Origin of the sequence: Arthrobacter sp. ZGTC412, from assembly GCF_002929215.1 — a bacterium.
Classification (GTDB): Bacteria; Actinomycetota; Actinomycetes; order Actinomycetales; family Micrococcaceae; genus Arthrobacter.
Genome location: NZ_PJII01000003.1, coordinates 322521 through 346339 on the forward strand (window position 1 = coordinate 322521; position 23819 = coordinate 346339).

Annotated in this window: 21 protein-coding genes; 9 read left to right on the forward strand and 12 right to left on the reverse strand. The window is 65.1% G+C overall.

Translation table 11 applies throughout. The annotated features are described in order from the left end of the window. Positions 1-23: 23 nt before the first annotated feature. The 3 genes from CXQ88_RS06510 to CXQ88_RS06520 all read right to left on the reverse strand — a co-directional run bounded on the left by CXQ88_RS06510 (position 24) and on the right by CXQ88_RS06520 (position 2978). Positions 24-773: an HAD family hydrolase gene (locus CXQ88_RS06510; protein WP_104043330.1), complete on the reverse strand. Its 750-nt coding sequence runs from the start codon at positions 771-773 to the stop codon at positions 24-26. Between the two features lie 399 nt (positions 774-1172). Then, the gene (locus CXQ88_RS06515) at positions 1173-1811 is read right to left on the reverse strand and encodes an alpha/beta hydrolase (protein WP_104043331.1); all 639 of its coding nucleotides are present in this window, start codon (positions 1809-1811) and stop codon (positions 1173-1175) included. A 9-nt stretch (positions 1812-1820) separates the two neighbouring features. Further along, entirely contained in the window at positions 1821-2978 is a 1158-nt protein-coding gene (locus tag CXQ88_RS06520; RefSeq protein ID WP_306736465.1) for a serine hydrolase domain-containing protein, read from the reverse strand. Between the two features lie 104 nt (positions 2979-3082). On the opposite strand from CXQ88_RS06520, the gene CXQ88_RS06525 reads away from it, so the two are divergent. From CXQ88_RS06525 to CXQ88_RS06545, 5 genes are all read left to right on the forward strand, one after another. After that, positions 3083-3340 carry a DUF6458 family protein gene (locus CXQ88_RS06525; protein ID WP_104043333.1) on the forward strand — a complete coding sequence of 86 codons (258 nt, stop codon included), beginning with the start codon at positions 3083-3085 and terminating at the stop codon, positions 3338-3340. A gap of 309 nt (positions 3341-3649) precedes the next feature. Then, positions 3650-4456 carry a DeoR/GlpR family DNA-binding transcription regulator gene (locus tag CXQ88_RS06530; RefSeq protein WP_104043334.1) on the forward strand — a complete coding sequence of 269 codons (807 nt, stop codon included), beginning with the start codon at positions 3650-3652 and terminating at the stop codon, positions 4454-4456. Next, positions 4453-5448 (forward strand): 1-phosphofructokinase family hexose kinase, encoded by a 996-nt coding sequence (locus tag CXQ88_RS06535; RefSeq protein WP_104043335.1) that lies wholly within the window; start codon positions 4453-4455, stop codon positions 5446-5448. Before CXQ88_RS06530 ends, CXQ88_RS06535 begins: the two co-directional genes overlap by 4 nt. Before the next feature lie 2 nt (positions 5449-5450). Further along, complete coding sequence (locus CXQ88_RS06540; protein ID WP_104043336.1) at positions 5451-7508, forward strand: PTS fructose transporter subunit IIABC; 2058 nt, start codon at positions 5451-5453, stop codon at positions 7506-7508. A 65-nt stretch (positions 7509-7573) separates the two neighbouring features. Next, positions 7574-7852 (forward strand): HPr family phosphocarrier protein, encoded by a 279-nt coding sequence (locus tag CXQ88_RS06545; protein ID WP_104043337.1) that lies wholly within the window; start codon positions 7574-7576, stop codon positions 7850-7852. Positions 7853-8027: 175 nt separating this feature from the next. Here the strand turns inward: CXQ88_RS06545 and CXQ88_RS06550 are convergent, their stop codons facing one another. From CXQ88_RS06550 to ku, 3 genes are all read right to left on the reverse strand, one after another. Further along, the gene (locus tag CXQ88_RS06550) at positions 8028-8321 is read right to left on the reverse strand and encodes an SRPBCC domain-containing protein (protein ID WP_258061708.1); all 294 of its coding nucleotides are present in this window, start codon (positions 8319-8321) and stop codon (positions 8028-8030) included. Continuing rightward, complete coding sequence (locus CXQ88_RS06555; RefSeq protein ID WP_104043338.1) at positions 8311-9168, reverse strand: class I SAM-dependent methyltransferase; 858 nt, start codon at positions 9166-9168, stop codon at positions 8311-8313. The genes CXQ88_RS06550 and CXQ88_RS06555 overlap by 11 nt, the downstream gene beginning before the upstream one ends. Positions 9169-9424: 256 nt before the next feature. Continuing rightward, positions 9425-10513: a non-homologous end joining protein Ku gene (gene ku, locus CXQ88_RS06560; RefSeq protein WP_104043339.1), complete on the reverse strand. Its 1089-nt coding sequence runs from the start codon at positions 10511-10513 to the stop codon at positions 9425-9427. Between the two features lie 40 nt (positions 10514-10553). On the opposite strand from ku, the gene CXQ88_RS06565 reads away from it, so the two are divergent. Beyond that, entirely contained in the window at positions 10554-13043 is a 2490-nt protein-coding gene (locus CXQ88_RS06565; protein WP_104043340.1) for an ATP-dependent DNA ligase, read from the forward strand. An 82-nt stretch (positions 13044-13125) separates the two neighbouring features. Here CXQ88_RS06565 and CXQ88_RS22095 read toward each other — a convergent pair whose 3' ends face one another. Further along, the gene (locus CXQ88_RS22095) at positions 13126-13386 is read right to left on the reverse strand and encodes a hypothetical protein (protein WP_104043341.1); all 261 of its coding nucleotides are present in this window, start codon (positions 13384-13386) and stop codon (positions 13126-13128) included. A 534-nt stretch (positions 13387-13920) separates the two neighbouring features. Here CXQ88_RS22095 and CXQ88_RS06575 point away from each other — a divergent pair. Both CXQ88_RS06575 and CXQ88_RS06580 read left to right on the forward strand, forming a co-directional pair. After that, positions 13921-15534 (forward strand): MFS transporter, encoded by a 1614-nt coding sequence (locus tag CXQ88_RS06575; protein WP_104043405.1) that lies wholly within the window; start codon positions 13921-13923, stop codon positions 15532-15534. 249 nt (positions 15535-15783) lie between these two features. Further along, positions 15784-16875 carry an FUSC family protein gene (locus tag CXQ88_RS06580; RefSeq protein WP_104043342.1) on the forward strand — a complete coding sequence of 364 codons (1092 nt, stop codon included), beginning with the start codon at positions 15784-15786 and terminating at the stop codon, positions 16873-16875. Here CXQ88_RS06580 and CXQ88_RS06585 read toward each other — a convergent pair. The 5 genes from CXQ88_RS06585 to CXQ88_RS06605 form a co-directional block, all read right to left on the reverse strand. Further along, a complete protein-coding gene (locus tag CXQ88_RS06585) occupies positions 16843-17616 on the reverse strand; it encodes an SDR family NAD(P)-dependent oxidoreductase (RefSeq protein WP_104043343.1) in 774 nt (257 codons plus the stop codon). The two genes, CXQ88_RS06580 and CXQ88_RS06585, sit on opposite strands and share 33 nt — an antisense overlap. Before the next feature lie 95 nt (positions 17617-17711). Continuing rightward, complete coding sequence (locus tag CXQ88_RS06590; protein WP_104043344.1) at positions 17712-19565, reverse strand: IucA/IucC family protein; 1854 nt, start codon at positions 19563-19565, stop codon at positions 17712-17714. Then, positions 19562-20131 (reverse strand): GNAT family N-acetyltransferase, encoded by a 570-nt coding sequence (locus CXQ88_RS06595; RefSeq protein ID WP_104043345.1) that lies wholly within the window; start codon positions 20129-20131, stop codon positions 19562-19564. The genes CXQ88_RS06590 and CXQ88_RS06595 overlap by 4 nt, the downstream gene beginning before the upstream one ends. Further along, positions 20128-21507, reverse strand: a complete 1380-nt coding sequence (locus tag CXQ88_RS06600; RefSeq protein ID WP_104043346.1) for a lysine N(6)-hydroxylase/L-ornithine N(5)-oxygenase family protein — start codon at positions 21505-21507, stop codon at positions 20128-20130. The genes CXQ88_RS06595 and CXQ88_RS06600 overlap by 4 nt, the downstream gene beginning before the upstream one ends. Further along, positions 21504-23090 (reverse strand): pyridoxal phosphate-dependent decarboxylase family protein, encoded by a 1587-nt coding sequence (locus tag CXQ88_RS06605; protein ID WP_373637717.1) that lies wholly within the window; start codon positions 23088-23090, stop codon positions 21504-21506. The genes CXQ88_RS06600 and CXQ88_RS06605 overlap by 4 nt, the downstream gene beginning before the upstream one ends. Before the next feature lie 395 nt (positions 23091-23485). On the opposite strand from CXQ88_RS06605, the gene CXQ88_RS06610 reads away from it, so the two are divergent. Further along, positions 23486-23722: a hypothetical protein gene (locus tag CXQ88_RS06610; RefSeq protein ID WP_146069168.1), complete on the forward strand. Its 237-nt coding sequence runs from the start codon at positions 23486-23488 to the stop codon at positions 23720-23722. Positions 23723-23819 lie beyond the last annotated feature (97 nt).

Sequence of the window (23819 nt, forward strand, 5' to 3'; positions counted from 1 at the left end):
CTTGGGGAAGACTTGCGGTGTGGCTAGAGGAGCTCGTCGAGCTCGTTGACCACCACGGTGGCTCCGGCGTCGAACAGGGTCTGCCGTCCGGCGCCGCGGTCCACCCCGACTACGGAGTGGAAGGAGCCCGCGTTTCCGGCCTGCACTCCGGAAACTGCGTCCTCCACCACTACGCATTCCTCGCTGGGCAGATCCAGCAGCGTGGCGGCGTATTCGTACGTAGCGGGGCTGGGCTTGCCGGGCAGGCCTTCCCTGGCTGCCACCACGCCGTCCACCACCACCGGGAAGTGGCGGCTGAGGCCGGCGGCTTCCAGGACGGCGGGTGCGTTGCGGGAGGAAGAGACGACGGCGACCTTCAGTCCGCGATCCAGCGCGGCTGCAAGGAATCGCACGGAACCCTCGAAGGGCTCGACGCCCGCGCTCACGATGTTATTGAAGATCCCGTTCTTCCGGTTGCCCAGGCCCTGCACCGTGATGTTGGCGGGGTCGTCGTCGGTGGGACCCTCGGGGAGCACGATCCCGCGCGAGGCCAGGAAGTCCCGGACACCGTCGAAGCGCGGCTTACCGTCGATGTGGTCGAAGTAGTCGCTTTCGCTGTAGCCGGCAACCTGCGGCTGCGATGCAAGGTAGCTTTCAAACAGTTCCTGCCAGGCCTGCTCGTGCACGGTGGCCGTGGGGGTCAGCACGCCGTCAAGGTCGAAGAGAATGGCAGAGGCGCCGGCCCAAGCGGAGAGCTCAGGGGTTCGTTGGTCGGTAGCCATGTTTTTAGTCATCAGCGGTGCGGTGTCCTTTCAGGACGGCGGGCAGCCCCGAGGGTGGGATGCTTGGGAGTGGGGAGGCCTCGATGCCCTGACGACCTGCAGGCGCGGCATGCGGCCGGCGGCGCGGGAAGTGCGGCGGCCATAAGCTTGCTGATCGTTCTACATCCATCATGAACGTGTTGTGCGCCACGGGACAAGCCAGCGGAACCTGCGACGGGGACAGCGACGCCAAGGGCACCAGGCCATTTCGGGCCGCAGTAAACCGTCCGCACCGCACCGCTCTCCTTGTCCGCCCAGCTCAGGGCCGCAATAAAGGCCGAAGACGAGTGTAAGCGCTTACAAATTTGGCTGGCAACTGCTTTTTCCAGCGAGCAGAACTGTGACGCACTTCACAGTCGCGAGCCGGTCCATTTACGTGTCCGCAGGTCCATTCGTCCTCAGCACGTAATGGCGCAGGAACGCACTCACGTCCACCATCTCAGTTTTGGACATCGCATGCCCCATGCCCGGGTAGGTCCTGGCGGTGAGGAGCGTGTTGTTCTGGAGCCACTCCTCGGTGTAAGCGATGGCGTCTTCATTAATGACCAGATCGGCCTTGTCCCGCCCCCAGAAGAAGGGCGGCCTGGTGTCGAAGGATTCGGTGAGTGACAGCAGTTCATTCTCAAGCACAAAACCGGAAAGCCCTACAACAGCCGAATAGTCCTTGGGGTGGAGGCGCAGCAGCGTGCTGGCCATCGCCATGCCCTGCGAATAACCAAGCAGGCTCACGCTGGTGTGCTGGCCCTTGACGGTGTTGATCCAGGTCTGGACGGCGCTCGAGGCCTTGATGACGTCGGCAAAGTCATTGGCGAGGAAGTAATTCAGCAGGAACCAGCCGTAGTGGTCGCCGATGGCCATGGGAGCACGCAGGGCCGCGCAGGTGAATTCGGCCGGCAGGTACTCAAAGAGCCGGACCATGCGCGACTCATCCGTGCCGTAGCCGTGCATCATCACCAATAACGGGGTGCCTGCCCGGTCGGCCTCGGGCTTGGACCACACAACTGTTTCCATCGCATCAGCCTAACGAGGCAGGTTGAGAAGGAGCCTGAAGCCGTGCCGGTCCAGCGGTGCTGACGTTGCGGACAGCAGCACGACGGCGGTGCCCTCCTTCCGGTCCAGGCCGATCCACGAGCGGAACCCGCCCGTAGCCCCGTTGTGCATCGTGACGGTGCGTCCCTTCACGCCAAGGCTGAGCCAGGCCGCCCCGATGCGGGCAGCGGGGCCGGCGAAGTCGGACACAGGATCAAGGGCGGACGCTCCCGGCACGCTTCCCTGCAGAAGGACACGGGCCAGTTCCCCCATGTCGCCGATAGTCGCCCGCCACCCTCCGGCGGGAGCCAGGGCTTCGCCGGTCCACGGCTGCATTATCCGCCCGGAACGGCTGCGGCCGGGCAGAGCGTCTTGCCGGAGTTCGAGGGGCGAGGCCGGAGCATAGAGCGAAGCCAGGCCGAGCGGCCCGGTGATCCGCCGGACCATGAGCTCCCGGTACGTAGTCCCGGCTCCCGCAGCGATCGCATGGCCCAAGAGTTCGAAGCCGAAATTCGAGTAGCGGGGCTTGGGAGTCTGCAGCCGCACAGTCCTGGCCTGGACAAGCAACTCGTCAAGCGTCTCCCCGTACGGGTTGGCCCCGTGGAGCAACAACGCCAGCGTTCTACCCGCCGTAGCCTGCGATTTCGGAAGCCTGGGCAACCCGGAGGCGTGGCGGCTGATGGATTCAAGGGTGACCTTCGCCGGTTCGCAGTCTTGCAGAGGCAGAAGGTCCCCCAAGGTGGTGGTGCGGTCCACCTCTCCGCGGTCAACCGCGTCGGCGTACAGCAGGCCCGTGAGCCCCTTCGAGACAGATCCGATTTCATAGTCAGCTTCAAGTGGGGCGTTGACGCTTGCCACTTTCAGCACTCCGTCCCGCACCAATGCAATGGCAGAGGGACCGGTGGATCCGCGGCTGGTTCGGGCCGGCCTCGAGCGGTGCCAGTTGGACCCCCAAGGCCGCCTCTGCTGCAGGATGCTCAGGGCCTCCCGGGCGCCCGGGTCACCATAAAACTGAACAGCCAAATGCTCTTCCATTGCGCCTTCAGACCCATCCCCCATGCCTCCAGTATTACCTGCCGTCAGCCACTGCAATCCCGCCCGTCCCAGCGGCCCCACAACTGGGCCGCCGAAACTGCCGCGCCTGATCATTGAATACGGCAACTACGCGCTGTAGCGTGACGCGTGACGGAAAGCATGCTTAGTAACCGTCATGGGCTGCGCAGACGCCCTTCCGCCACGACAAGGAGCAACACATGAGAATCGGATCCGCCATCTTCCTCATTGCCATCGGCGCCATCCTTGCCTGGGCGGTCACCCCAGGGCTTATCCCCTTCATGGACCAGGTGCTGGTTGGTTACATCCTGATCGGCGTCGGCGTCATCGGCCTTATCGCCTCGCTCGTGCTCGCCTCGCCGGGACGCAGCCGCCGGATCAGCGAAACCCGTTCAGTCGTGGACCCCAACACCGGGGAGCGCATCACCCGAAATGAAAGCCGCGACGGCGCATTGTAGCCAGGCAGGAAAAACTGCCGTGAACCCGACAAAGCCGGGCTGGACCACTGCGGTCCGGCCCGGCTTTTGTTGTTCCGGTCACTTCCCTCCGCGTCAGCGCTCTAAGACGTCGCAAAGCACCCGGCCCCTCACCCAATCTGCAATACATATTGTTTCGTGTGGGTTTCCATTGACAAACCAACAGAAGCAAAGATAAAGTCAAGTAACTCAACATCATGTGATGCCAGTCACGCAGCAGCGTGGCGTTCCCATCATCTGAAGCAGCACCATCAACAGCCGCACCATCAAGCCTTACGCAACGGAGGGTATGTGTTCGCCGAGGAGCGCCAGCAAAAGATTGCCGAGCTTGTTGCCGGCACCGGCCGGGTCAGCGTGACCCTCCTGGCCGAGCGCTTCCGCATCACCACCGAAACCGTCCGCCGGGATCTTGCCACCCTCGAGAATGCCGGGACTGTCCGCCGCGTACACGGCGGAGCGGTGGCAGCAGACCGCTTCAGCACCACCGAGGAAAGTGTCAACGAACGGGCCATTCAGCGTCCTGACCAGAAAATCCGGATCGCCGAGGCCGCGCTTGCCCTCATCCCCCGCAACTCCCCCGGCAGCGTCCTTATCGACGGCGGCACCACCACCGAAGTACTGGCGGACCTGCTCGCTCGGCGGACCGCCGTCGAGCCTTCCGATCCCACAGACCCGCGCGCAGAGCTGGTGGCCATCACCCACGCAGTCCCCATCGCCGGCAAGCTGTCCAGCGTCCCGGGGATTGCCCTTGAAGTCCTGGGCGGCCGGATCCGCGGACTCACGCAGGTTGCCGTAGGCCAGGGCACCGTGGACGCCGCCAACAGGCTCCGGCCTGACATCGCCTTCATCGGCACCAACGGCATCCACGCATCGTTCGGCCTGAGCACTCCCGATCCCGAAGAAGCCGCCGTCAAGGCAGCTTTTGTCCGTTCGGCCCGCCGCATTGTGGTGCTGGCCGATTCCTCCAAGCTGGACACGGAAACCCTGGTCCAGTTCGCCTCCCTGAAAGATCTGGACACCTTGATAACAGACAGCGAACCCGGACCGGAACTTGCAGCCGCCCTTGAAGAAGCCGGCGTAGACGTGGTGATCGCATGATCGTCACCTTCACCGCCAACCCCAGCCTGGACCGGACGGTGGCCCTCCCCGGCCCCCTCGAACGCGGCGAAGTGCAGCGCGCTGTCTCCGTCAGCCAAGAGTCCGGCGGCAAGGGCGTCAACGTCTCCCGCGCACTGGTGGCTTCGGGCCTCGAGTCCCTAGCCGTCCTCCCGGGCGCGGACAGCGATCCCGTGCTGGCCGGCCTGCGCGCGAGCGGAGTGCCCTTCGTTTCCCTCCCCATCAATGAGCCGCTCCGCACCAACGTGGCGCTCACCGAGCCGGGCGGAGTCACCACCAAGATCAACGAGCCCGGACCGCTGCTCGACGCGGACCAGCAGGAAGCCCTGATGAAGCTGCTGCTTGAGAGTTCCCGCGGTGCCAGCTGGGTGGTCCTGGCCGGATCGCTTCCCCCGGGATTCCCCGCAGATTTCTACGCCACGGTGGCCCGCCGGCTCCGCTCCGCAGGGAACGGAAACGCCCCGCAGATCGCCGTGGACTCCTCCGGCGCCCCTCTTGCCGCCGCCGTCTCCAGCGGCGAGGCAGGCGATGGTTCGGGAAAACCGGACCTCCTCAAACCCAACGCCGAAGAACTGGCGGAACTGGCTGCTGCAGCCGGCTTCGCCTCCCCGGCCACCGCTGACGAACTGGAAGCGGACCCGGCTGCTGCCGCAGCAGCAGCCGCCGCCGTCGTACGTTCCGGTGTGGGTGCTGTGCTGGCAACTCTCGGATCCAAGGGAGCTGTCCTGGTAACGGCCGACGGCGCGTGGCTGGCCACGCATCCGCCGGTCGCCGCGGTCAGTACTGTCGGCGCGGGCGATTCTGCCCTTGCCGGATACCTGCTCGCCCACGGCCAGGGCGCCGCCCCGGCCGATTGCCTTCGCCAGGCTGTGGCCCACGGTGCCGCAGCCGCCTCCCTGCCCGGTTCCACAGTTCCGGCAGTCCACCAAACCACCCCGGATGCCGTAACCATCACGGCCCTTCGAAAGGATTGACAGTGACCCAGCTCATCACCACGGAACTGGTCGAGCTCGACCAGAACCTGGGCGGCTCGCCCCAGGACGTGATCCGGCACCTGGCCAGCAAAGTTGCTGCCACCGGACGCGCCTCGGAAGCTGAAGGCCTCTTTGCCGACGCCTTCGCCCGGGAGCAGAAGACGGCCACCGGCATCCCCGGCGGCATCGCCATCCCGCACTGCCGCTCAGCTGCAGTCATCGAACCCACGCTGGCCATGGCCCGCCTCAACCCCAAAGTGGACTTCGGCGCCAAGGACGGCCCGGCGGACCTGATCTTCTTCATCGCAGCCCCGGACGGCGCGGACCAGGAGCACCTCAAGCTGCTGTCCAAGCTCGCCCGGTCCCTGATCAAAAAGGACTTCACCGCGGCCCTGCGCAACGCCTCCTCCCGTGAGGAGATCGTGGCACTGGTGGACGGCGCCCTCGCGGACAAGCCTGCAGCCCACGCCGCCGCAGCCCCGGCTGATGCTGTTGCGGCTGGCGGCGCGGGTACTGCGGGAGCTTCTGCTGCAGCGGGCTCCACCGCGCCGGCCGGCTCCTCGGGACCCAAGCGGCTCGTAGCCGTCACCGCGTGCCCCACCGGCATCGCCCACACCTACATGGCAGCGGATTCCCTGGTGGCCGCGGCCCAGGAAGCCGGCGTTGACCTGCAGGTGGAAACCCAGGGCTCCTCCGGCGCCAAGCCGCTGGACCCCGCCGTGATCGCCGCGGCCGACGCCGTGATCTTTGCCGTGGACGTGGACGTGCGCGGCAAGGAACGCTTTGCCGGCAAGCCCGTCATCAATGCGCCCGTCAAGCGCGGCATCGACGAGCCCGCCAAGATGGTCCAGGAAGCCCTGGCCGCCGCGGACAACCCGAACGCCCGCCGCGTCCCGCACTTCGGTGCGGAGGAACAGGCCGAGCACGACGCCGAGGAAAAGGGCGAGCACATCGGCCAGAAGCTGAAGCGGGCCCTGCTGACCGGCGTCAGCTACATGATTCCGTTCGTCGCCGGCGGCGGCCTGCTGATCGCCCTCGGCTTCCTCCTGGGTGGCTACGACATCACCGAGGTGGCCGACGACGTTGTTCTCCAGAACAACTTCGGCAACCTGCCCGAGGGCGGCCTGACCACCTATCTCGGCGCAGTGCTGTTCAAGATCGGCGCGCTGTCCATGGGATTCCTGGTCCCTGCACTGGCTGGCTACATCGCCTACGCCATTGCTGACCGGCCTGGCATCGCACCCGGTTTTGTTGCCGGTGCAGTTTCCGGGTTCATGGGCGCCGGCTTCCTCGGCGGCATCGTCGGCGGCCTGCTCGCGGGCTACATGGCTCATCTCATCGGAACCTGGCAGGTTCCGCGGTGGCTCCGAGGCCTGATGCCCGTGGTGATCATCCCGCTGCTCGCTTCCATCTTTGCCTCCGGCCTGATGTTCCTGGTCCTCGGCGGTCCCATCGCAGGCCTGACCCTGGCCCTCAACGGCTGGCTCTCGGGCATGACCGGTGCCTCCGCCGTCGTCCTCGGCATCATCCTTGGCCTCATGATGTGCTTCGACCTCGGCGGTCCGGTCAACAAGGTTGCCTACGCCTTCGCCGTGGCCGGCCTGAGCGCCGGCAGCGCCGACAACCAGGCACCGTGGCAAATCATGGCAACCGTCATGGCGGCTGGTATGGTCCCGCCGCTGGCAATGGCCCTGGCCACAGTCCTGGACAAGAAGCTCTTCAGCCTGGCCGAGCGTGAAAACGGCAAGGCAGCCTGGCTGCTGGGTGCGTCCTTCATCTCCGAAGGCGCCATCCCGTTCGCCGCGGCCGACCCGCTGCGGGTCATCCCCGCCAGCATGGTGGGCGGTGCCCTCACCGGCGCACTGTGCATGGCTTTCAACGTCACCTCGCAGGCACCCCACGGCGGCCTCTTCGTCTTCTTCGCCATCGGCAACCTGCTGATGTTCGTGATCTCGATCGTTGCCGGCACCATCGTCAGCGCGCTGGCAGTGGTGGCCCTCAAGCGCTGGGCAGCCCCCAAGTCCACTGCTACGGTGGAAACCGTCCCAGCAACGGTCTGACCCGCCTCACCCACTACCTGTCCGGCACTGAACCCCCAGCCTGCCGATAGACATAAGGAGCAAAAATGCCAGAACGCACCGCAACCGTCGCCAGCCGCGTGGGCCTGCACGCCCGCCCTGCCGCCATCTTCGCGGAGGCAGCCGGCGAGTTCGACCTGGACATCACCATCGCCCGTGAAGGCGAGCCGGCCGACGAGGCCATGGATGCAGCCAGCATCCTTTCCCTCATGAGCCTGGGCGCCTCACACGGCGACGTTGTGGTGCTCCGCGCCGAAGGCGACGGCGCTGACACGGCGTTGGAGCGCCTGGTCCAGATCCTGGAAACGGATCACGACGCCGAGTAACAGCACTGCCGTCTAACAGCACAGCTGCTTACGCAGCACTGCAGATGAGGCAATGAGCAGCGCGGCCGCCGTCGGGCCTCCCCACTGAGGGGAACGCCCGACGGCGGCCGCTCGCGTTAACCCCCAAGTAGGTAGCAATAAGTGTCGTTATAGCTGCCCATAACGACAGTTAGTGCTACCCAGTTGAGCGGTTTAGCCGCGTTCCGCAATCTTCTTGACGTCCGCCACCAACTGGTCCCACATGCCTTGTGAGTGCTCCGCCGCCTCCGAGAACGACTCCCTTGTCCTGGTAGTCCTTGCCGTCCCAGGTGCCGCTCCAAGTGATGGGTCCGCCCACGGTCCAGTCCGTGACAAGCTCGGCGCCGAACATAAACTCCTTGGTGGCGGCCGGGTCCGTGATGATGTCCCATACCCTGCCGTGCGGCGCATCGATGGTTACCGAGGAGGTGGCTACATAATCACCCGGCATTAGCCTTTACCTTCTTGGCCGTAAACAGCAGATACTCCCACTCCATGTGGAATGGGGTATCGCCATGGGCGTCGCCAAACGACTCGGCCAGTTCCGTCAGCGCCTTATCCAAGTCCTTCACCTTGTCCCCGTCCTCGGCAATGAACTTATAGACCGAGATGGTGGGGCCGTAGTGGGACTTGAAATAGCGGACGAAGTCCTCCGGCTGGTGGAAACTGCTGACCCCCAGGGTCTTTTTCCGGGCCTGGGCTTCGGTGATCCTGTCGCCGAAGAGTTCGCGCACGTGGTCCTCACTCCCCCACTGCGGTGCCGGCTGGGCACCCGGTGGCGGCGGCGGGGCAAACGGCTTCAGGGTGGCGAACATCCTGCCGATAAAACCTTCAGGAGTCCAGCTGAGGAGCCCGATAGTGCCACCCGGTTTGCAGACCCGCAGGAGCTCGTCGGCGGCGGGCTGGTGGTGGGGCGCGAACATCACGCCGAGGCAGGACATCACGGTATCGAATTCATTATCGGCGAAAGGCAGGGCTTCTGCGTCCCCTTCCTTCCATTCCAGCTCCACGCCACGGTCCGCTGCCTGGTGGCGGCCGGCGTCGAACAGTTCGGGCGTCAGGTCGCTGGCCACTACCTTCGCACCCATCATGGCCGCGGGGATGGCCGCGTTGCCTGCCCCGGCGGCGACGTCCAGGACCCGCTGACGTGAGTTGACGCCGCAGGCTTCCACCAGGATGGCTCCCAATTCGGGGAGCAATTCACCGGCGAGCGCCGGGTAGTCCCCTGACGCCCACATGGCCCTGTGCTTCTGCTTGAGCGCCCGGTCCGCCTCCAGGACATCTGTTTGGTCTGTCATGACTGTGCCTCTCTCTACTGTGATGGTTCGTCAGTGAGTGAACAGCGCGCTGCGGGCACAGCGGAGGCTGCGATGCGACTCATTGTGAACTCGCCGAACTCCGCTGTAAAGAGATGAGCCCTAAAGACGGCAACCGTGAAGACCTGCTGCCGGCAGCCCGGCTGTGAAGCGGCACCGACTATCGGAAAGCAAGCAGGCTTAGTAGTTTCTTTTCATGGCATTAACCAACGGAACAGGCGGCGCCGGCCCCGGAGCATCAGGCCGGCTTGCGCGCCCTGGTGCCGGTTGCCTTGCTGGTGGTGGTTTTGGCCGCAGGTTTTGCAGCGGCCTTACTCGCCGTGGACTTCGCAGCAGTGGACTTGGTGTCGGTGGACTTGGTGTCGGTGGACTTTCCAGTACTGGTCTTTGCCGTGCTGGTCTTCGCGCCCGTCGACTTCGCGGCGGTGGACTTGCTGGCCGTGGCCCTCTTGCGCGCCGGCTTGGCGCTTTCTTCCCCGTCGTCGGCGGCCTCGGCCGAGTCCCCGTCCCCCGAGTCCGCGGCGGAAGCATCGGATCCGCCTCCGCGTTTCCGGTCCAGGCTCCGTTTCAGTGCCTCCATCAGGTCAATAACCTCGCCCTTGCCGCCCTCACCCGCCTCAACGCCAAACGTCTCGTCCGTATCCAGGGAGTCGCCCTTCTCGAGCTTGGCCTCAATGAGCTGGCGCAACTGCACCTGGTAGTCATCGGTGAAGTGGGCGGGGTCGAAGTCAGCCGCCATGGACTCCACCAGGGCCGCGGACATGTCGCGTTCCTGTGGGGAAATCTTGATGGATGCCTCCAGGGAAGGGAAGTTGGCTTCGCGCACCTCGTCCGGCCAGAGCAGGGACTGGAGGACCAAGGTGTCGTCCTTGATCCGCAAGGCGCCCAGCCGGGTCTTCTCGCGCAGCGCGAACTGGACGATGGCCACCCGGTCCGTGTCCTCCAGCGCCCGGCGCAGCAGCACGTAGGCCTTGGGCGACTTGGAGTCCGGCTCCAGGTAGTAGCTCTTCTCGAACATCATGGGTTCAAGCTGCTCGGACGGCACGAACTGCACCACCTCGATCTCGTGGCTGTTCTCAGCCGGAATGGCCTTGAGTTCGTCCTTGGCCAGGACCACCGTCCTGCCATCCTCCTCGTAGGCCTTCTCAATGTCCGAATAGTCGACGACCTGGCTGCACACTTCGCACCTGCGCTGGTAGCGGATCCGGCCGCCGTCGGCGTTGTGGACCTGGTGCAGACTGATGTCATGATCTTCGGTGGCGCTGTAGACCTTCACGGGTACGTTGACCAGGCCAAACGCTATGGCACCTTTCCAGATGGCTCTCATTCCCTAAGTCAACATCACCCAGCCCCGGAGGTGAAGCCCCATGGCCGCAGCTAAGGAGCGTGTCCGGGTGGCGGGCCGGGAATTAACCCTCACCAACCTGGGCAAAGTCATTTACCCGGAGACCGGCACCACCAAGGCCGATGTGCTCGCCTACTACGCTGCGGTGGCCCACGTCCTGATCCCCGCTGCCGCCAGCAGGCCGGCCACGAGGAAACGGTGGGTCAACGGCGTAGGGACTTTGGAGAAGCCGGGCGAGGTGTTCTTCCAGAAGAACCTTGAGGACTCCGCCCCGGGCTGGCTGCCGCGTGCCGCCATCACCCACAAGGACCGGACCATCCACTACCCGATGGTCAACGACCCCGCCACGCTTGCCTGGTTCGGCCAGATCAACTCGCTGGAAATCCACGTCCCCCAATGGCAGGTGGATTCGCACGGCAACCAGCTGAATCCCGACCGGCTGGTCCTGGACCTCGACCCCGGCGAAGGTGCAGGCCTGGAGGAGTGCGTGGAAGTGGCACTCCTGGCCCGAACCATCCTCGAGGACGTGGGTATGGACCCTGTCCCGGTCACCAGCGGCAGCAAAGGCATCCACCTGTACGCCGCCCTGGACCGGAGCCAGACCTCCGATCAGATTTCCGCATTTGCCCGCGAGCTGGCGCGGGCTTTGGAGGCGGACCACCCCGACCTTGCCGTCAGCGACATGAAGAAGACCCTGCGCAAAGGCAAGGTGCTGGTGGACTGGAGCCAGAACAATGCCGCCAAAACCACCATCGTGCCGTATTCGCTGCGAGGCCGTCCCACCCCGATGGTGGCTGCGCCCCGGACCTGGCAGGAGATCAGCACGCCGGGCCTCACGCACCTGGACTACCAGGAGGTGCTGCGGAGGGTGCAGGACGGCAATGAGCCTTTCGCCGCCGTCGTCCGCGCCTCGAGCCTCAACGCGGAAACACCGGACAAGAATGACGACGGCAATCCCCGCCTGGGCAAGTACCGCTCCATGCGCGACCCGCAAAAGACGCCGGAGCCCTTTACCGGCGCTGAGGGCAGCGGGGACAGCTTTGTCATCCAGGAGCACCACGCCAGCCGACTGCACTTCGACCTGCGTCTGGAGCACGACGGCGTCCTTGTGTCCTGGGCCTTGCCCAAGGGCGTTCCGGATACCGGCGGCAAAAATCATCTGGCGGTCCAGACCGAAGACCACCCGCTGGATTACCTCACTTTTCACGGAACCATCCCCAAAGGGGAGTATGGCGCGGGTGAGATGACCATCTGGGACACCGGCACCTATGAACTGCACAAGTGGATCAACGGCAGGGAAGTCATCGTTACCCTCACCGGTTCTGAGGGCGGCGGGTTGGGCGGCACCCGCAAGTTCGCGCTGATCCATACCGGCCGCGGGCAAGGCAGGGATTCCGAAGGCCAGTGGCTCATCCACCTCATGGACAAGGAGCATCCGGGCGGCCGGCACCGTTCCGTGCCTGTACCGGATGACGGGCCGGAGGAAGCCGAGGAGCCGAAGGCCGAAGCCGAAGTGCCAAACCAAGTTCCGCCGTCGCCCGCCCCTTCTGCGGCACCCGAGGCTTTCAGGCCCATGATGGCAACGTCAGGAACGACGGCGGACCTGCAGGGCAGCAACTGGCAGTTCGAACTGAAATGGGACGGGGTCCGTGCCCTCCTGGTTGCCGACGAGGAGACAGTCAGGATCTTCAGCCGCAACGGGAACGACGTCAGCAAGACCTACCCTGAGTTCACGGACAGGGACTGCTGGCCGCCCCAGCCGTTTGTCGCGGACGGCGAGATCATCGCCGTCGGACCTTCAGGCCGACCGGACTTTGGGCTGCTCCAGGGACGCATGAAACTCACCCGGCCCGGCGACGTGGCCAAAGCACGCAGGGCCATCCCGGTCCGGCTGATGCTTTTTGACCTGCTGTACGACGGCGGGACTGATCTCCGCACGTTGCCCCTCGCCAAGCGGCGCCAGCGGCTGAAGCAGTTCTTCAGCCCGTCGGACTGCCCGGTGGACCTTTCCGCGGTCCTCGAGGACCGGGTGGAGCACATCCTGGAGAGCGCGCAGGAACTGGGCCTCGAGGGCGTGATGGCCAAGCGCACCGACAGCCGGTACGTGAGCGGCCAGCGCACGCGGACCTGGATCAAGCTCAAGCTCGACCAGACCCAGGAGGTGGTGGTGGGCGGCTGGCGGCCCGGCAAGGGTGCCCGCCAGGATTCGGTGGGGTCGCTGCTGGTAGGCATCCCGGACGGCCGGACCCTGCGCTATGTGGGCAGGGTGGGCAGCGGTTTCAGTTTCCGGGAGCTGACGGAACTCCGGCAGACCGTGGACCGTCTCGCCCGAAAAACGTCCCCCTTCCAGGACGTTCCGCGCGAGGACTCGGCAGACGCGCACTGGGTAACCCCGCAACTTGTTGGCGAAGTGACGTACAGCGAATGGACCGGGACGGGGCGGCTCCGCCACCCGGTGTGGCGCGGCTGGCGGCTGGACAAGGACCCTGCGGACGTTGTTGACGAGGCCTGAAGGGCCTGCAGCAGGGGAAAGAAAGGGGACACCGGAATAATCCCGGTGTCCCCTTTCCCTTTAGAGTCCTACGGCATCAACGTCACGAGGAGTGTGGCATTTGCGGCCGGCCGGTACGGTGAACCGCCGTCACGGCTGCCCCTTGCCCCATCCGGCCGTGGCTGGAACCGCGCTCCCTGGGATGCCGCCGTTTACCGTTGCCGTCCGGCCAGGTCCGCTGTCCGTTCGTCCCCACCGGAGAGAGCGGGGCAGCCGCACCAGGCATGTCCGGGGCTTCCATCGCCTTCGCTAGGTGATCCGCGAGCTCCGGCGCTATGTGTTTTCCAGTGTTTTCGTCAGCCATTGTTCTTCCTTTCCGCAATGAAATGAAGTGCTAAAAATAGAGGCCAAAATCGGGCCTTTCGCGACTGAAGGAGCGGCCGGCAACGGCCAGGCCGCAGGCGACCGCCTACTTGAAAGAAAGTGTTCCCATGGCACAACCATAGGGAAGCGCAGGGCGCCTGTGAACCCCTTGGAGCGGCGGTGGCGGCAGGTATGAACGACGGCGGCCCTGCCGTGTCATGCGGGAGGGTTGCGGAAGGGCCGCGGAGGCCGTGGGCCGCGTCACTTTTCCGCGCAAATACGGGGCTAAATGGGGTTTCGGGCGCCCCAAAGGAAAAAGATTCGGTAACAATGGCGCCGGAGGTCACCGATCCCAGTGCTGGCGCGGGAAAAGCCGGGAAAGAAACTTTTGGATACCTGCACTAAAGGCCCTTAAAAGGGGCAACCCTACGGCATCAAGCACACCCGCGCCATGGCATTCGCGTAAAATTGAAGGCCTGCCCGGAGCGGGGCAGCTACAAGTCGCAAGCAAATGACCTCCACGGGAGTTACCCAAATGCCCACAGACCGAAGCATCACCGACTCTTCCGCAGGCGAGTACAACGCCTCCGGAACCAACCCAGTTTCACCCCCCGGCACCGCAGCCTCGGCTGCCAAGGGCCCGCGGAAGCCGAAAATACTGAAGCGCCGCCGGCTCAAGGAGTCGGACGTCAACGTTGTTGACCAGCCCATGCTGAAGAAAGCCCTGGGCGGAACCATCGTGGGCAACACCATGGAGTGGTACGACGTCGGCGTGTTCGGCTACCTCATCACCACCATGGGGCCTGTCTTCCTGCCGGAATCCGACCCCACCACCCAGACTCTGTTCCTGCTCGGAACCTTCGCCGCCACATTTATTGCCCGCCCTCTCGGCGGCGTGATCTTCGGCTGGCTCGGCGACAAGGTGGGCCGCCAGAAGGTCCTCGCCGCCACCCTGATGCTGATGGCTGCAAGTACGTTTGCCGTGGGCCTGCTCCCGGGTTACGCGCAGATCGGTCTCTGGGCTGCTGCCCTGCTGGTGCTGCTCAAGATCGTGCAGGGCTTCTCCACCGGCGGTGAATATGCCGGTGCCACCACCTTCGTCAGCGAATATGCCCCGGACAAGCGCCGCGGCTTCTTTGCCAGCTTCCTGGACATGGGCAGCTACCTGGGCTTCGCGCTTGGCGCTGCCCTCGTCTCCGGGCTGCAGCTGACCCTGGGCCAGACCGCCATGGAAGAGTGGGGCTGGAGAATACCGTTCCTCATCGCCGGCCCGCTGGGGCTCATCGCGGTCTACTTCCGCAACAAGATCGAGGAGTCCCCGCAGTTCCAGGCCACCCTGGACGCCCAGGAAGACCTCGCCAAGGACGCTACCGCCACAGACACCGCCGCGTCCAAGGGCCCGGTTGGCATCGTCAAGGCCTACTGGCGTTCACTCATCATTGCCATGGTCCTCGTGGCCGCCGCCAACACCGCAGGCTACGCCCTGACGTCCTACATGCCGACGTACCTGACGGAGTCCAAGGGCTACGATCCGGTCCACGGCACCCTGCTGACGATCCCCGTGCTCGTCGTCATGAGCCTGTGCATTCCGCTCACCGGTAAGCTCTCTGACCGGATCGGCCGCCGCCCGGTGCTGTGGATCGGTGCCTTGAGCACCGTTGTCCTGGCCACCCCGGCGTTCATGCTGATCGGCATCGGCGAGGTCTGGTCCACCCTGCTGGGACTAAGCCTGATCGCGTTCCCGGTGACGTTCTACGTGGCCAACCTGGCCTCCGCCCTGCCGGCACAGTTCCCGACTGCAAGCCGCTACGGCGCGATGGGTATTGCGTACAACTTCGCGGTGGCTATTTTCGGCGGAACAACGCCCTTCATAGTGGCAGCCCTCATCAGTGCCACAGGCAACGACATGATGCCTGCCTACTACCTGATGGGCACCTCCCTGGTGGGCGCCGTCGCCATCTACTTCCTGAAGGAATCAGCCCAGCGCCCGCTGCCAGGCTCCATGCCGAGCGTGGACACCCAGGCAGAGGCCCGCGAACTGGTGGCCACGCAGGATGAGAACCCGCTGATCGACCTTGACGAACTCCCGTTCGAAGCGCAGGACGTCACGGACGCCAGTGCCGCCGCAAAGGCTCACGCCCAGGTCTAGCCGGGCAACCAGGCAGGCGACAGCATCCAGGCAGTCCCCCACGGGGCAGACCTTGTAGCAACGCTCCCGGCCCGTCCTGCCCAGCTTCCGCGGAAGCTGGGCAGGACGGGCCTTTGCCTTGCCGCTTTAGGCCTTGCCGCTATGTCGATTTATGTCCCGTACCGCCCTGGAAATGGCCCGGATGGAGCTGCCGGTGATACGTTCCGAAAGGCTCGAAAAGGCTCCAGTGACAAGCAGGGACGGTGCAACGTGAAGCTTCTTGTGGAGCAGGTGCGCGCCCTTCACCGGCTGGAGCCGGCCAACCGGGATCACCTTGCAGCCCTGCGGGTAGCCATCAGCGTTGCAGTTCCCTCGCTCCTGCTCCTGGCGGCGGGCCGCACAGACCTCATTATGTACGCCGTGTTCGGTGCCCTGACCGGCATGTACGGTCGTTCGGAACCGCACCAGCTTCGTATCCGGCACCAGGCCCAGGCCGCGGTAGTCCTGCTCGGCGGGGTTGCAGTAGGCCTGTTCCTGTCGGTCAACCACCTGCACTCCTGGTGGCTCGTCGCCGTCGAAGCGGTGCTGGCCGGTGCGGGATCAGTGTTCGCGGACCGGGTCCGGCTCAAACCCAACGGGCCCTTCTTCGGCATCCTCGCACTGGGAGCCTGCGCCTCGGTACCCACGGAGTCTCCCTGGCAGGTCCCCATGCTCATCGCCGCAGGGTCTGCGGTCTTCTCCATTCTGGTGGGTTTCGGCGGCTGGATCCGCCATAGGTCCTGGCAGCGCGGGGCCGTCCGGGGCGCTCCTGCGGAACAGCCCGCCAGCCGCTCTGAGTTGTTGGTGCACGCTGCGCGGTACGTCCTCGCCGTCGGGGCTGCGGGAACGGTCGGAGTCCTGTCCGGCACCGGCCACCCGCACTGGGCCATGGCAGCCGCGGCCGTACCTCTTGCCGGCGCCGACCTCCCCAGCAGCGTCAGGCGCGGGATCCACCGCATTGTGGGAACGTTCGTGGGGCTGGCGGTCACCGCTGTCGTCATCATGCCCGGCACCTGGTCCCTGGCAGGGCTGTTCCCCGGCCAGCATGCCGTGGTGCTGGCATTGCTGGTGATCCTGTTCCAGTTCACCACCGAGCTGTTCATGGCCCGCCATTACGGCCTGGCCATGGTCTCCTTTACGCCGGTAATCCTCCTGATGACCCAGCTCGCCGACCCCATCGACCCCGCAGTCCTGATCCTGGAACGCGGCGTCGAGACGCTGGTGGGTGCACTCGTGGGAATCGCGGTGGTGGTGGTAGTGCGGCGGGCGGGTACGCGCAACCCGGCAGTTCTACTTGGGTTTGCGCGCCGGTCCCGCCACTAACCTTGCCGGCGCCACCCTCGCTACCGCCGCCACTGCCTTATAACGCTTGGACGGGATGGACACCGCCCTGCCGCGCTCGTTGTCCGCCAGGCCCTCCCGCACCACCCGCTCTGCGTTCAGCCAGGCCCACGAGGGCGCGATTGACTTGTCCATTCCCATCCGGTCGTGGAATTCGGTGTGGGTAAACCCCGGGCATACCGCGGTGACCTTGACGCCGCGCCGACGGTAGGTGAGGTTGGCCCAGCGGCTGAAGCTCACCAGCCACGCCTTCGCCGCGGAGTAAGTCCCCCTGGGCAGGAACGCGGCGATGCTCGCCACGTTGATGATCCGGCCACCGCCCCGCTCCAGCATGCACTTTAACGCAGCATGGGTAAGCTCCATGGCCGTCTCGCAATGCAGCTTCAGGTGCTTCTTCTCCGCCGAAATGTGGTTGTCCTCGAAGTTGTGCAGCAGCCCGATCCCTGCGTTGTTGACCAGGATCCCCACCGGCCGCTGCGGATCCGACAGGCGTTCGACGACGGCGGCCACGCCGGCGTCGTCCGTCAGGTCGGCGGGCAGCACCTCAGCCGTGATTCCGTAGCGCCGTTCCAGGCCACTCGCGGTTTCCTCGAGGCGGGTCCGGTTCCGCGCCACCAGCACCAGGTTGCAGCCTTGGGCAGCGAACTGGCGTGCGAACTCGGAGCCCAGGCCCGCACTGGCACCGGTGATAAGGGCTGTTGTTCCGGCGATGTCTGCAGTCATGATGCAAGCCTAGCCACCAGCGCCTGCTAGCGGCCTTCTAACTGGCCTTGCTGGCACTGCCGGCACTGCCGGCTTTGCGGGGCGTCTTTGTCGATCTACTTCCCGGCGGACCTCGCCAACGGGTTCGCCAGGCGCCCCGCCATCTGCAGCCCGCCGGAGGGATCCGCCAGGTCCAGCATGTGCTGGTTGTTGCGCAGCTGCAGCCGGTTGAGGCAGGACAGCTCAAAGTCTGCGGCGAAGAGGTCATACCGTGAAAACTGGGCCGCCAGCTCGGGATGCTGGGCCTGGTATTCCTTGATAGCGGCAGCAGCGGTGCGCCAGAACTCCTCCTGGCAGAGCTTGCCGTCCTCCTCGAGGAGTGCGGCCAGGAAGCGGAAGATGCAGTCGAAGATATCGGTGAAGATGGCCAGCACCTTCTCACCGTCCGGAATGTCCGCCTTGATCCGCAACACCTCTTCGGGCAGGTCCAGCTTGTCCCCCATCACCACGATTTCCTCGGCGATGTCCTTCATGATGGCCCGGACCGGCACGCCGTCCTCAAGGACAAGGATGACGTTCTCGCCGTGCGGCATAAAGGCCAGTTCGTACTGGTACAGGCAGTGCACCAGCGGAACCAGGTATGCCTCGAAGTACCGCCGCAGCCAGTCCTCCGGCGCTAGCCCGGAGCGCTCCATGAAGGCGGAAACCATCGGCTTGCCCTCGGAGTCCACGTGCAGGAGCGACGCCATCGTGGCCAACTGCTGTCCATCCCGAAGTAGCGGCAGCGGGCTCTCGCGCCACAGTGCGGACAACATCTTCCGGTAGGGCGAGCCCTTGGCGGACCCGGCCTCGTAATACAGGTTGTGGTAGCCGATTGCGGCCAGTTCAGCGATCATAGTGAAGCCGCGTCGCCGGAGGGCGGCGTCCGACTCGATCAGGTTCCGCAGCCAGTCGTTGATGGCGGGGGTCGCCTTCATGTACTGCGGTGACAGCCCGCGCATAAAGCCCATATTCAGCACGGACATGGCGGTCTTAATGTAGTGGCGGTCCGGAGCGCTGGTATTGAAGAACGTGCGGATGGATTGCTGAGCCTGGTAGGTGTCCCGTCCCGTGCCCAGATGGACGATGCGCTGCCGGGCAATTTCCGCCGCGAACGTCACGGTGAGCTTGTTCTCCCACTGCCACGGGTGCACGGGCACCAGGAAGTACTGGTCCGGGTCCAGGCCCTGCAACCGCAACTCGTCGTCGAAATCGCCCAGCAACGGGCCGAGTTCAGCTTCCAGGTGGGCCCGGTAGTCCAGCCCGGCAGTCGACGTAAAGACGGCGTGGCTGCGGTGCACCGCGATCCATTCCAGCTGCACCGGGGCACCGGTTTCGGGAGCAAAGGCACGGTAGTCGTTGAGGCCGAAACCCAAGCGTCCGTTGTTGGCCACAAAGCACGGGTGGCCCTCGGTCATGCTCCGCTCGATGGCTTGGAAGTCGGCTGCGCGGTCCAGTCCACCAGTGACCCCCGCCGCAAGTTCGGCGGCCGACGACTGGCCGGCCCACTGCTTGTAGGCGTGGCTTGCCAAGGTGCTGCTGATCTCCTCGAGGTACACGGGGAGCATCTGGAGGTTGATGCCAAGGGTGCCCGAGAACGCTGTGATGAACTCAAGCACGTCCAGCGGTGCTTCGGTGCCGTCCTGGAAGCAGCGGATGGAATCGGCGTTGATGGACCAATGGTCCAGTTCCAGGACCCGGGCGCTGAACCGGTACTCGTGGGTGCCGTCGTCGCTGCGCACCCGGTAGCTGCCGCTTTCGTTGCCGACCGGTTCCGGGGCAAGGATCCGCTCGTGGGAGAACTCCGCGAGCGCTTTGCGGAGCACGTGCCGGTTTGCCCTGTCCCAGCGTTCCCTGTCGAGGTGGGGTGCGGCATTCCCGACGGCGGTGGCCCTGTTGGCAGGTATGGCGGAGTTGAGGTGGATCGTCACAGTGAAGCTCCCTGGGGGACGGGGATGGAAAGGGTGCCGAGGGCCCTGCGGGCGGCGAGGTAGTCGTCGCGGCTGCAGAAGCTCAGCAGCGCGTTCTTGTCCGGCAGGGTCACTACCCCGGCGGGTTGGAAGCCCAGCCGTTCATTGAGGGCGTGGATTTTGGTGTTCAGCGCATCCGGTTCCACCACGACACGGTCCACTCCGGGCTTGGCGAACAGCCGGTCCAGGACGGCGTCCATAACGGCGGTGGTGTAACCAGGTTCAGGTCCTTCCGACGGCGGCGCCACCAGCAGGTGCATGCCCAGGTCCCCGGGGAGGACGGGGTAGACCGGCGCCAGCGGTGAGGACGCTGGAAGGTATTCCTCCATCAGGAAGGCGGGGACACCGCCGTCGAGCCCCAGCAATGCATGGTGGTGGCCGCTGGCCTGGATTTTTGTGTACTCCACCATCACGTCGTCCACACTTGCGGACAGCATCTCCCAAAACGAGGCGTAGGGCTGGGTCACCCAACTGTGGAGGAGCGGCGCGTCTGCCTTTGGGTCGAGGCCGCGGAACGTGAACCTCATGCCGGCACCCCTTTTCCACATTCCCGGGACACCCCAGAATCTGAAGGCGCTCCAATACCCATAGGCGCGGCAATATCCACGGGCGCTCCAAACTGTTGGAAGGCGATGCTGCGCTCCACCGGGTATACCTCGCGGCCGGCGATTTCCCTCAGGATGCAGGAGTTGCGGTAGGCGCCCATGCCCAGGTCCGGGGTGGCAAATCCATGGGTGTGGAGTTCGGCGTTCTGGACGAAGATTTCTCCGGGTTCGACGCCGGTGCTGTAGTTCCGGTCCACGGCGAACCTCCCAGCGGCGTCCCGGGCGATTCGGTCGTGGATGCCCGCCAGGAAGCCAGGTTCCTGGTAGCCGTAACCCGTGGCCAGGACCACCGCTTCGGTGTCCAGCGTGTAGGACGTGCCCTGCTCCCCGTGCTGGAGTTGCAGGGTATGGGTCCCCGCCGCCGGGTCCCAGTGGGCAGCGGTCAGGGTCGAATGGGTCAGCAACCTGGTGTCCACCATGCCCGAGATGCTCTTGGTGTAGAGCAGGTCATAGATGGTGTCGATCAGATCGGAGTTGATGCCCTTATAGAGGTTCTTCTGGGTCTTGTTGAGGTGGTCGCGCTGGTGCTGTGGAAGCCCGTGGAAGTAGTCCACATACTCGGGCGAGGTCATCTCGAGGGTGAGCTTGGTGTATTCGAGCGGGAAGAACCGGCCGGAGCGGGTCACCCAGTTCAGCTGGTAGCCGTGAGCGTCCGATTCCTGCAGCAGCTCACAGTAGATCTCGGCAGCGCTCTGGCCACTGCCCAGGATGGTGATGCTTCCCTGCTGCTGCAGTTCCGCCTTCCGTGCCAGGTAATCGGCGTTGTGGAGGACTACTCCCCCGCCCCCGGCAGCGGCCTCGGCCACAATGCCGGCCGCGGCCTCCGGAACGTACGGGGACGTCCCGGTGCCCAGCACCAGCCGCCGTGCCAGCAGCACCTCCGGCCCTTCCGGACCCGAGACGGAAAGCCGGTACACGCCGTCGTCGTACGCCAAGTCCAGCACAGCTGTGCCAAAACGGACGGCGGGCAGCTGCCCCGCCACCCACTGGCAGTACTGGTTGTACTCGGCACGCAGGGGGTAGAAATTCTCGCGGATGTAAAAGCGGTAGAGCCTGCCGGTCTGCTTGAGGAAGTTCAGGAACGAGTAGGGCGAGGTGGGGTCGGCCAGGGTGACGAGGTCCGCCATGAAGGGAACCTGCAGGTGGGCCGGTTCCAGCATCATCCCGGGGTGCCAGTCAAAGGATTCCCGGCGCTCCAGGAATATGCCGTTTACTCCTTCCACCGGCTCGGTGAGTGCGGCGAGGCCCAGATTAAAAGGTCCGGCGCCGACTGCGGCGAAGTCATAGATGCGGCTCATGCGGATACCTTGCTCTGCAGCAGTCCGGCGCCCGTGCGGCGCAGGAGGTCAATGATCTGGGCGATGTCCTCAAGGGTGGCCTCGGCGTTGAGGAGGGTGAACTTGAGGTAGTGGCGCCCTCTTACTTTCGTCCCGGCAACCACAGCTTCCCCGGAAGCGAAGACGGCGGCGCGGATGGCCGGGTTCAGGGCATCGGCAGCGTCTTCGGAGAGCCGCCCGCCGGATTCCAGTCGTGGCCGGTACCTGAAGACCAGGGTGCTGAGCTGGGGTGGGGCGGCGAGTTCGAAGTCGTCCTCGGCGGCGAGGAGCGAGCCGACGCGGGCAGCAAGGTCGATGGCTTCATCGAACAGGGCGCCGATCGCATCCGCGCCCATGATGCGGAGGGTCAGCCAGAGCTTGAGTGCGTCAAAGCGGCGGGTGGTCTGGATGCTTTTGTCCACCTGGTTGGGGATCTCGGCCAGCGCGGCACTTTCAGGGTTGAGGTAGTCCGCGTAGTAGGTGATGTGGCGGAACATGGCGCGGTCACGGACCAGCAGTGCGCTGGAGCTGACCGGCTGGAAGAAGGTTTTGTGGAAGTCCACGGTGACCGAATCGGCCAGCCGGGTTCCGTCCAGAAGGTGGCGGTAGCGGCCGGAAACCATCAGGCCGCCGCCGTACGCGGCGTCGATGTGAAACCAGGCACCGTAGGCGCGCGCCAGTGCGGCGAGGTTCGCGAGCGGATCAACCGCGCCAAAGTCGGTGGTCCCTGCGGTTGCCACGACCGCCATGGGCGACAGGCCGGCGTCGTGCGCTTCCGCCATGGCCTCCGCGAGGGCGGCAGGGTCCATGCGGTGGTCAGTCGTGCAGGGAACCGTGATGACGGCGTCGAACCCCAGGCCCAGCATGGACGCCGACTTCCGGATGCTGAAGTGGCTGTCCTCGGAAGTAAAGATCCGGAGCGTGTCCAGCAGCGCCGGGAGCCGGAGATTGCTCCGGGACGCGTCCTGCCGGAGCCCGGCCACTGCGTGATTGCGGGCGATCAGCAGGGCCTGGAGGTTGGACTGGCTGCCGCCGGAAGTAAAGATCCCGTCGGCATTGCTCCCCAGGTGCAGCCTTTGCGCTGCCCAGTCGACGAGGCGGCGTTCGATCATGGTGGCGCCTGCGCTCTGGTCCCAGGTGTCCATCGATGAGTTCACCGCTGACAGGACGGCCTCACCCACCAGCGCGGGAATGACCACCGGGCAGTTGAGGTGGGCGGCGTACTTGGCGTCGTGGAAGTAGACGGCGTCGCGCAGGTACACGTCTTCGAGTTCCTGCAGCGCTGCAGCCGTGTCCGGCAGCGGCGTTCCGAGGTCCACCGCGTTTACCCGGGCCCGCAACTCCGAAGGCGCGGCCCCGGTGAAAGGGCGCGTGGTCCGCTCCAGCTTGGTGGCCACGGCCGTGACACCCTGCAGCACCTGTGCCACATAGCGGGGTGAATTGCGCGCGTTGAAGAGGTGGTTAGTGGCCCCGAGGGCGAGTTCCACCCGGGAGCCAAAGTCCGGGCCCAACGGCTCGGGGCTGTTGGGCGGGTCCTCCATTTGTAACTCGTCAAGGCGGGGCATCAAGGGCACTGGTTTTCCTTCGGTCGGCGTTTATCCAAGGTGTAAAGGCAAGCCTTACTTAGGACAGCCTTTTAATCAAACTTTCGTGATGTATTTGTCCGCCACCTTCTGATTCCGGTGATTTTTCGCCTCACCAGCCGTCATTGACTGGCGGGCCGAGCCACTGCTCCCGCAGAATGTCCCGCCACCCAGCTTCGCCACGCGACAAGACGGCACGCCTTGCCAGCGCTAAGGTTGGGCTACCAGCAGCCACGGGCTGCGTATTAAGCCGCGCATCAATTGGGGGAAAAGTGGAGCAGTCGGGAAGTGCGGTCGGATTCCGGGAAGTGGATCAGGACGGGAAACCGGTTGTCGAGAGGGTCCAATCTGAAGCAGGGGAAGATTCGACAGGCACGGTGAGCCGCGGCATCAACCCGTTCATTGTGGTTCTCTGGCTGATGGCTGCCGCGCTGATAGGCGGCGGCGTATCGGCTTTCCTCAACGCCAACTTGGCGATCGGACCGTCCAGCGGAGCGATGCCGTTGCCTTTCGTGATTTTCAGCCTTGCCCCATACGCAATCCTGGGCGGCATCATTGCCGTCATCTGTCTGCTGCTGTGGCACGCAACCCAGTGGCAGCGCCGGCGCGGCTAGGAGCGGGCGGGGCCTAAGCCGGATATGCCGTGGACCACACGGATTTGCCCCACTATTAGTAAGCATGCTTAGGTTATGCAGTATATGAACCTCCGCA

What these genes read in the sequence shown, in the direction of transcription:
- CXQ88_RS06510 (WP_104043330.1), bottom strand. Translation starts at nt 773, where the DNA reads ATGACTAAAAACATGGCTACCGACCAACGAACCCCTGAGCTCTCCGCT.
- CXQ88_RS06515 (WP_104043331.1), bottom strand. Translation starts at nt 1,811, where the DNA reads ATGGAAACAGTTGTGTGGTCCAAGCCCGAGGCCGACCGGGCAGGCACC.
- CXQ88_RS06520 (WP_306736465.1), bottom strand. Translation starts at nt 2,978, where the DNA reads ATGATCAGGCGCGGCAGTTTCGGCGGCCCAGTTGTGGGGCCGCTGGGA.
- CXQ88_RS06525 (WP_104043333.1), top strand. Translation starts at nt 3,083, where the DNA reads ATGAGAATCGGATCCGCCATCTTCCTCATTGCCATCGGCGCCATCCTT.
- CXQ88_RS06535 (WP_104043335.1), top strand. Translation starts at nt 4,453, where the DNA reads ATGATCGTCACCTTCACCGCCAACCCCAGCCTGGACCGGACGGTGGCC.
- CXQ88_RS06545 (WP_104043337.1), top strand. Translation starts at nt 7,574, where the DNA reads ATGCCAGAACGCACCGCAACCGTCGCCAGCCGCGTGGGCCTGCACGCC.
- CXQ88_RS06550 (WP_258061708.1), bottom strand. Translation starts at nt 8,321, where the DNA reads ATGCCGGGTGATTATGTAGCCACCTCCTCGGTAACCATCGATGCGCCG.
- CXQ88_RS06555 (WP_104043338.1), bottom strand. Translation starts at nt 9,168, where the DNA reads ATGACAGACCAAACAGATGTCCTGGAGGCGGACCGGGCGCTCAAGCAG.
- ku (WP_104043339.1), bottom strand. Translation starts at nt 10,513, where the DNA reads ATGAGAGCCATCTGGAAAGGTGCCATAGCGTTTGGCCTGGTCAACGTA.
- CXQ88_RS06565 (WP_104043340.1), top strand. Translation starts at nt 10,554, where the DNA reads ATGGCCGCAGCTAAGGAGCGTGTCCGGGTGGCGGGCCGGGAATTAACC.
- CXQ88_RS22095 (WP_104043341.1), bottom strand. Translation starts at nt 13,386, where the DNA reads ATGGCTGACGAAAACACTGGAAAACACATAGCGCCGGAGCTCGCGGAT.
- CXQ88_RS06575 (WP_104043405.1), top strand. Translation starts at nt 13,921, where the DNA reads ATGCCCACAGACCGAAGCATCACCGACTCTTCCGCAGGCGAGTACAAC.
- CXQ88_RS06585 (WP_104043343.1), bottom strand. Translation starts at nt 17,616, where the DNA reads ATGACTGCAGACATCGCCGGAACAACAGCCCTTATCACCGGTGCCAGT.
- CXQ88_RS06595 (WP_104043345.1), bottom strand. Translation starts at nt 20,131, where the DNA reads ATGAGGTTCACGTTCCGCGGCCTCGACCCAAAGGCAGACGCGCCGCTC.
- CXQ88_RS06600 (WP_104043346.1), bottom strand. Translation starts at nt 21,507, where the DNA reads ATGAGCCGCATCTATGACTTCGCCGCAGTCGGCGCCGGACCTTTTAAT.
- CXQ88_RS06605 (WP_373637717.1), bottom strand. Translation starts at nt 23,090, where the DNA reads ATGCCCCGCCTTGACGAGTTACAAATGGAGGACCCGCCCAACAGCCCC.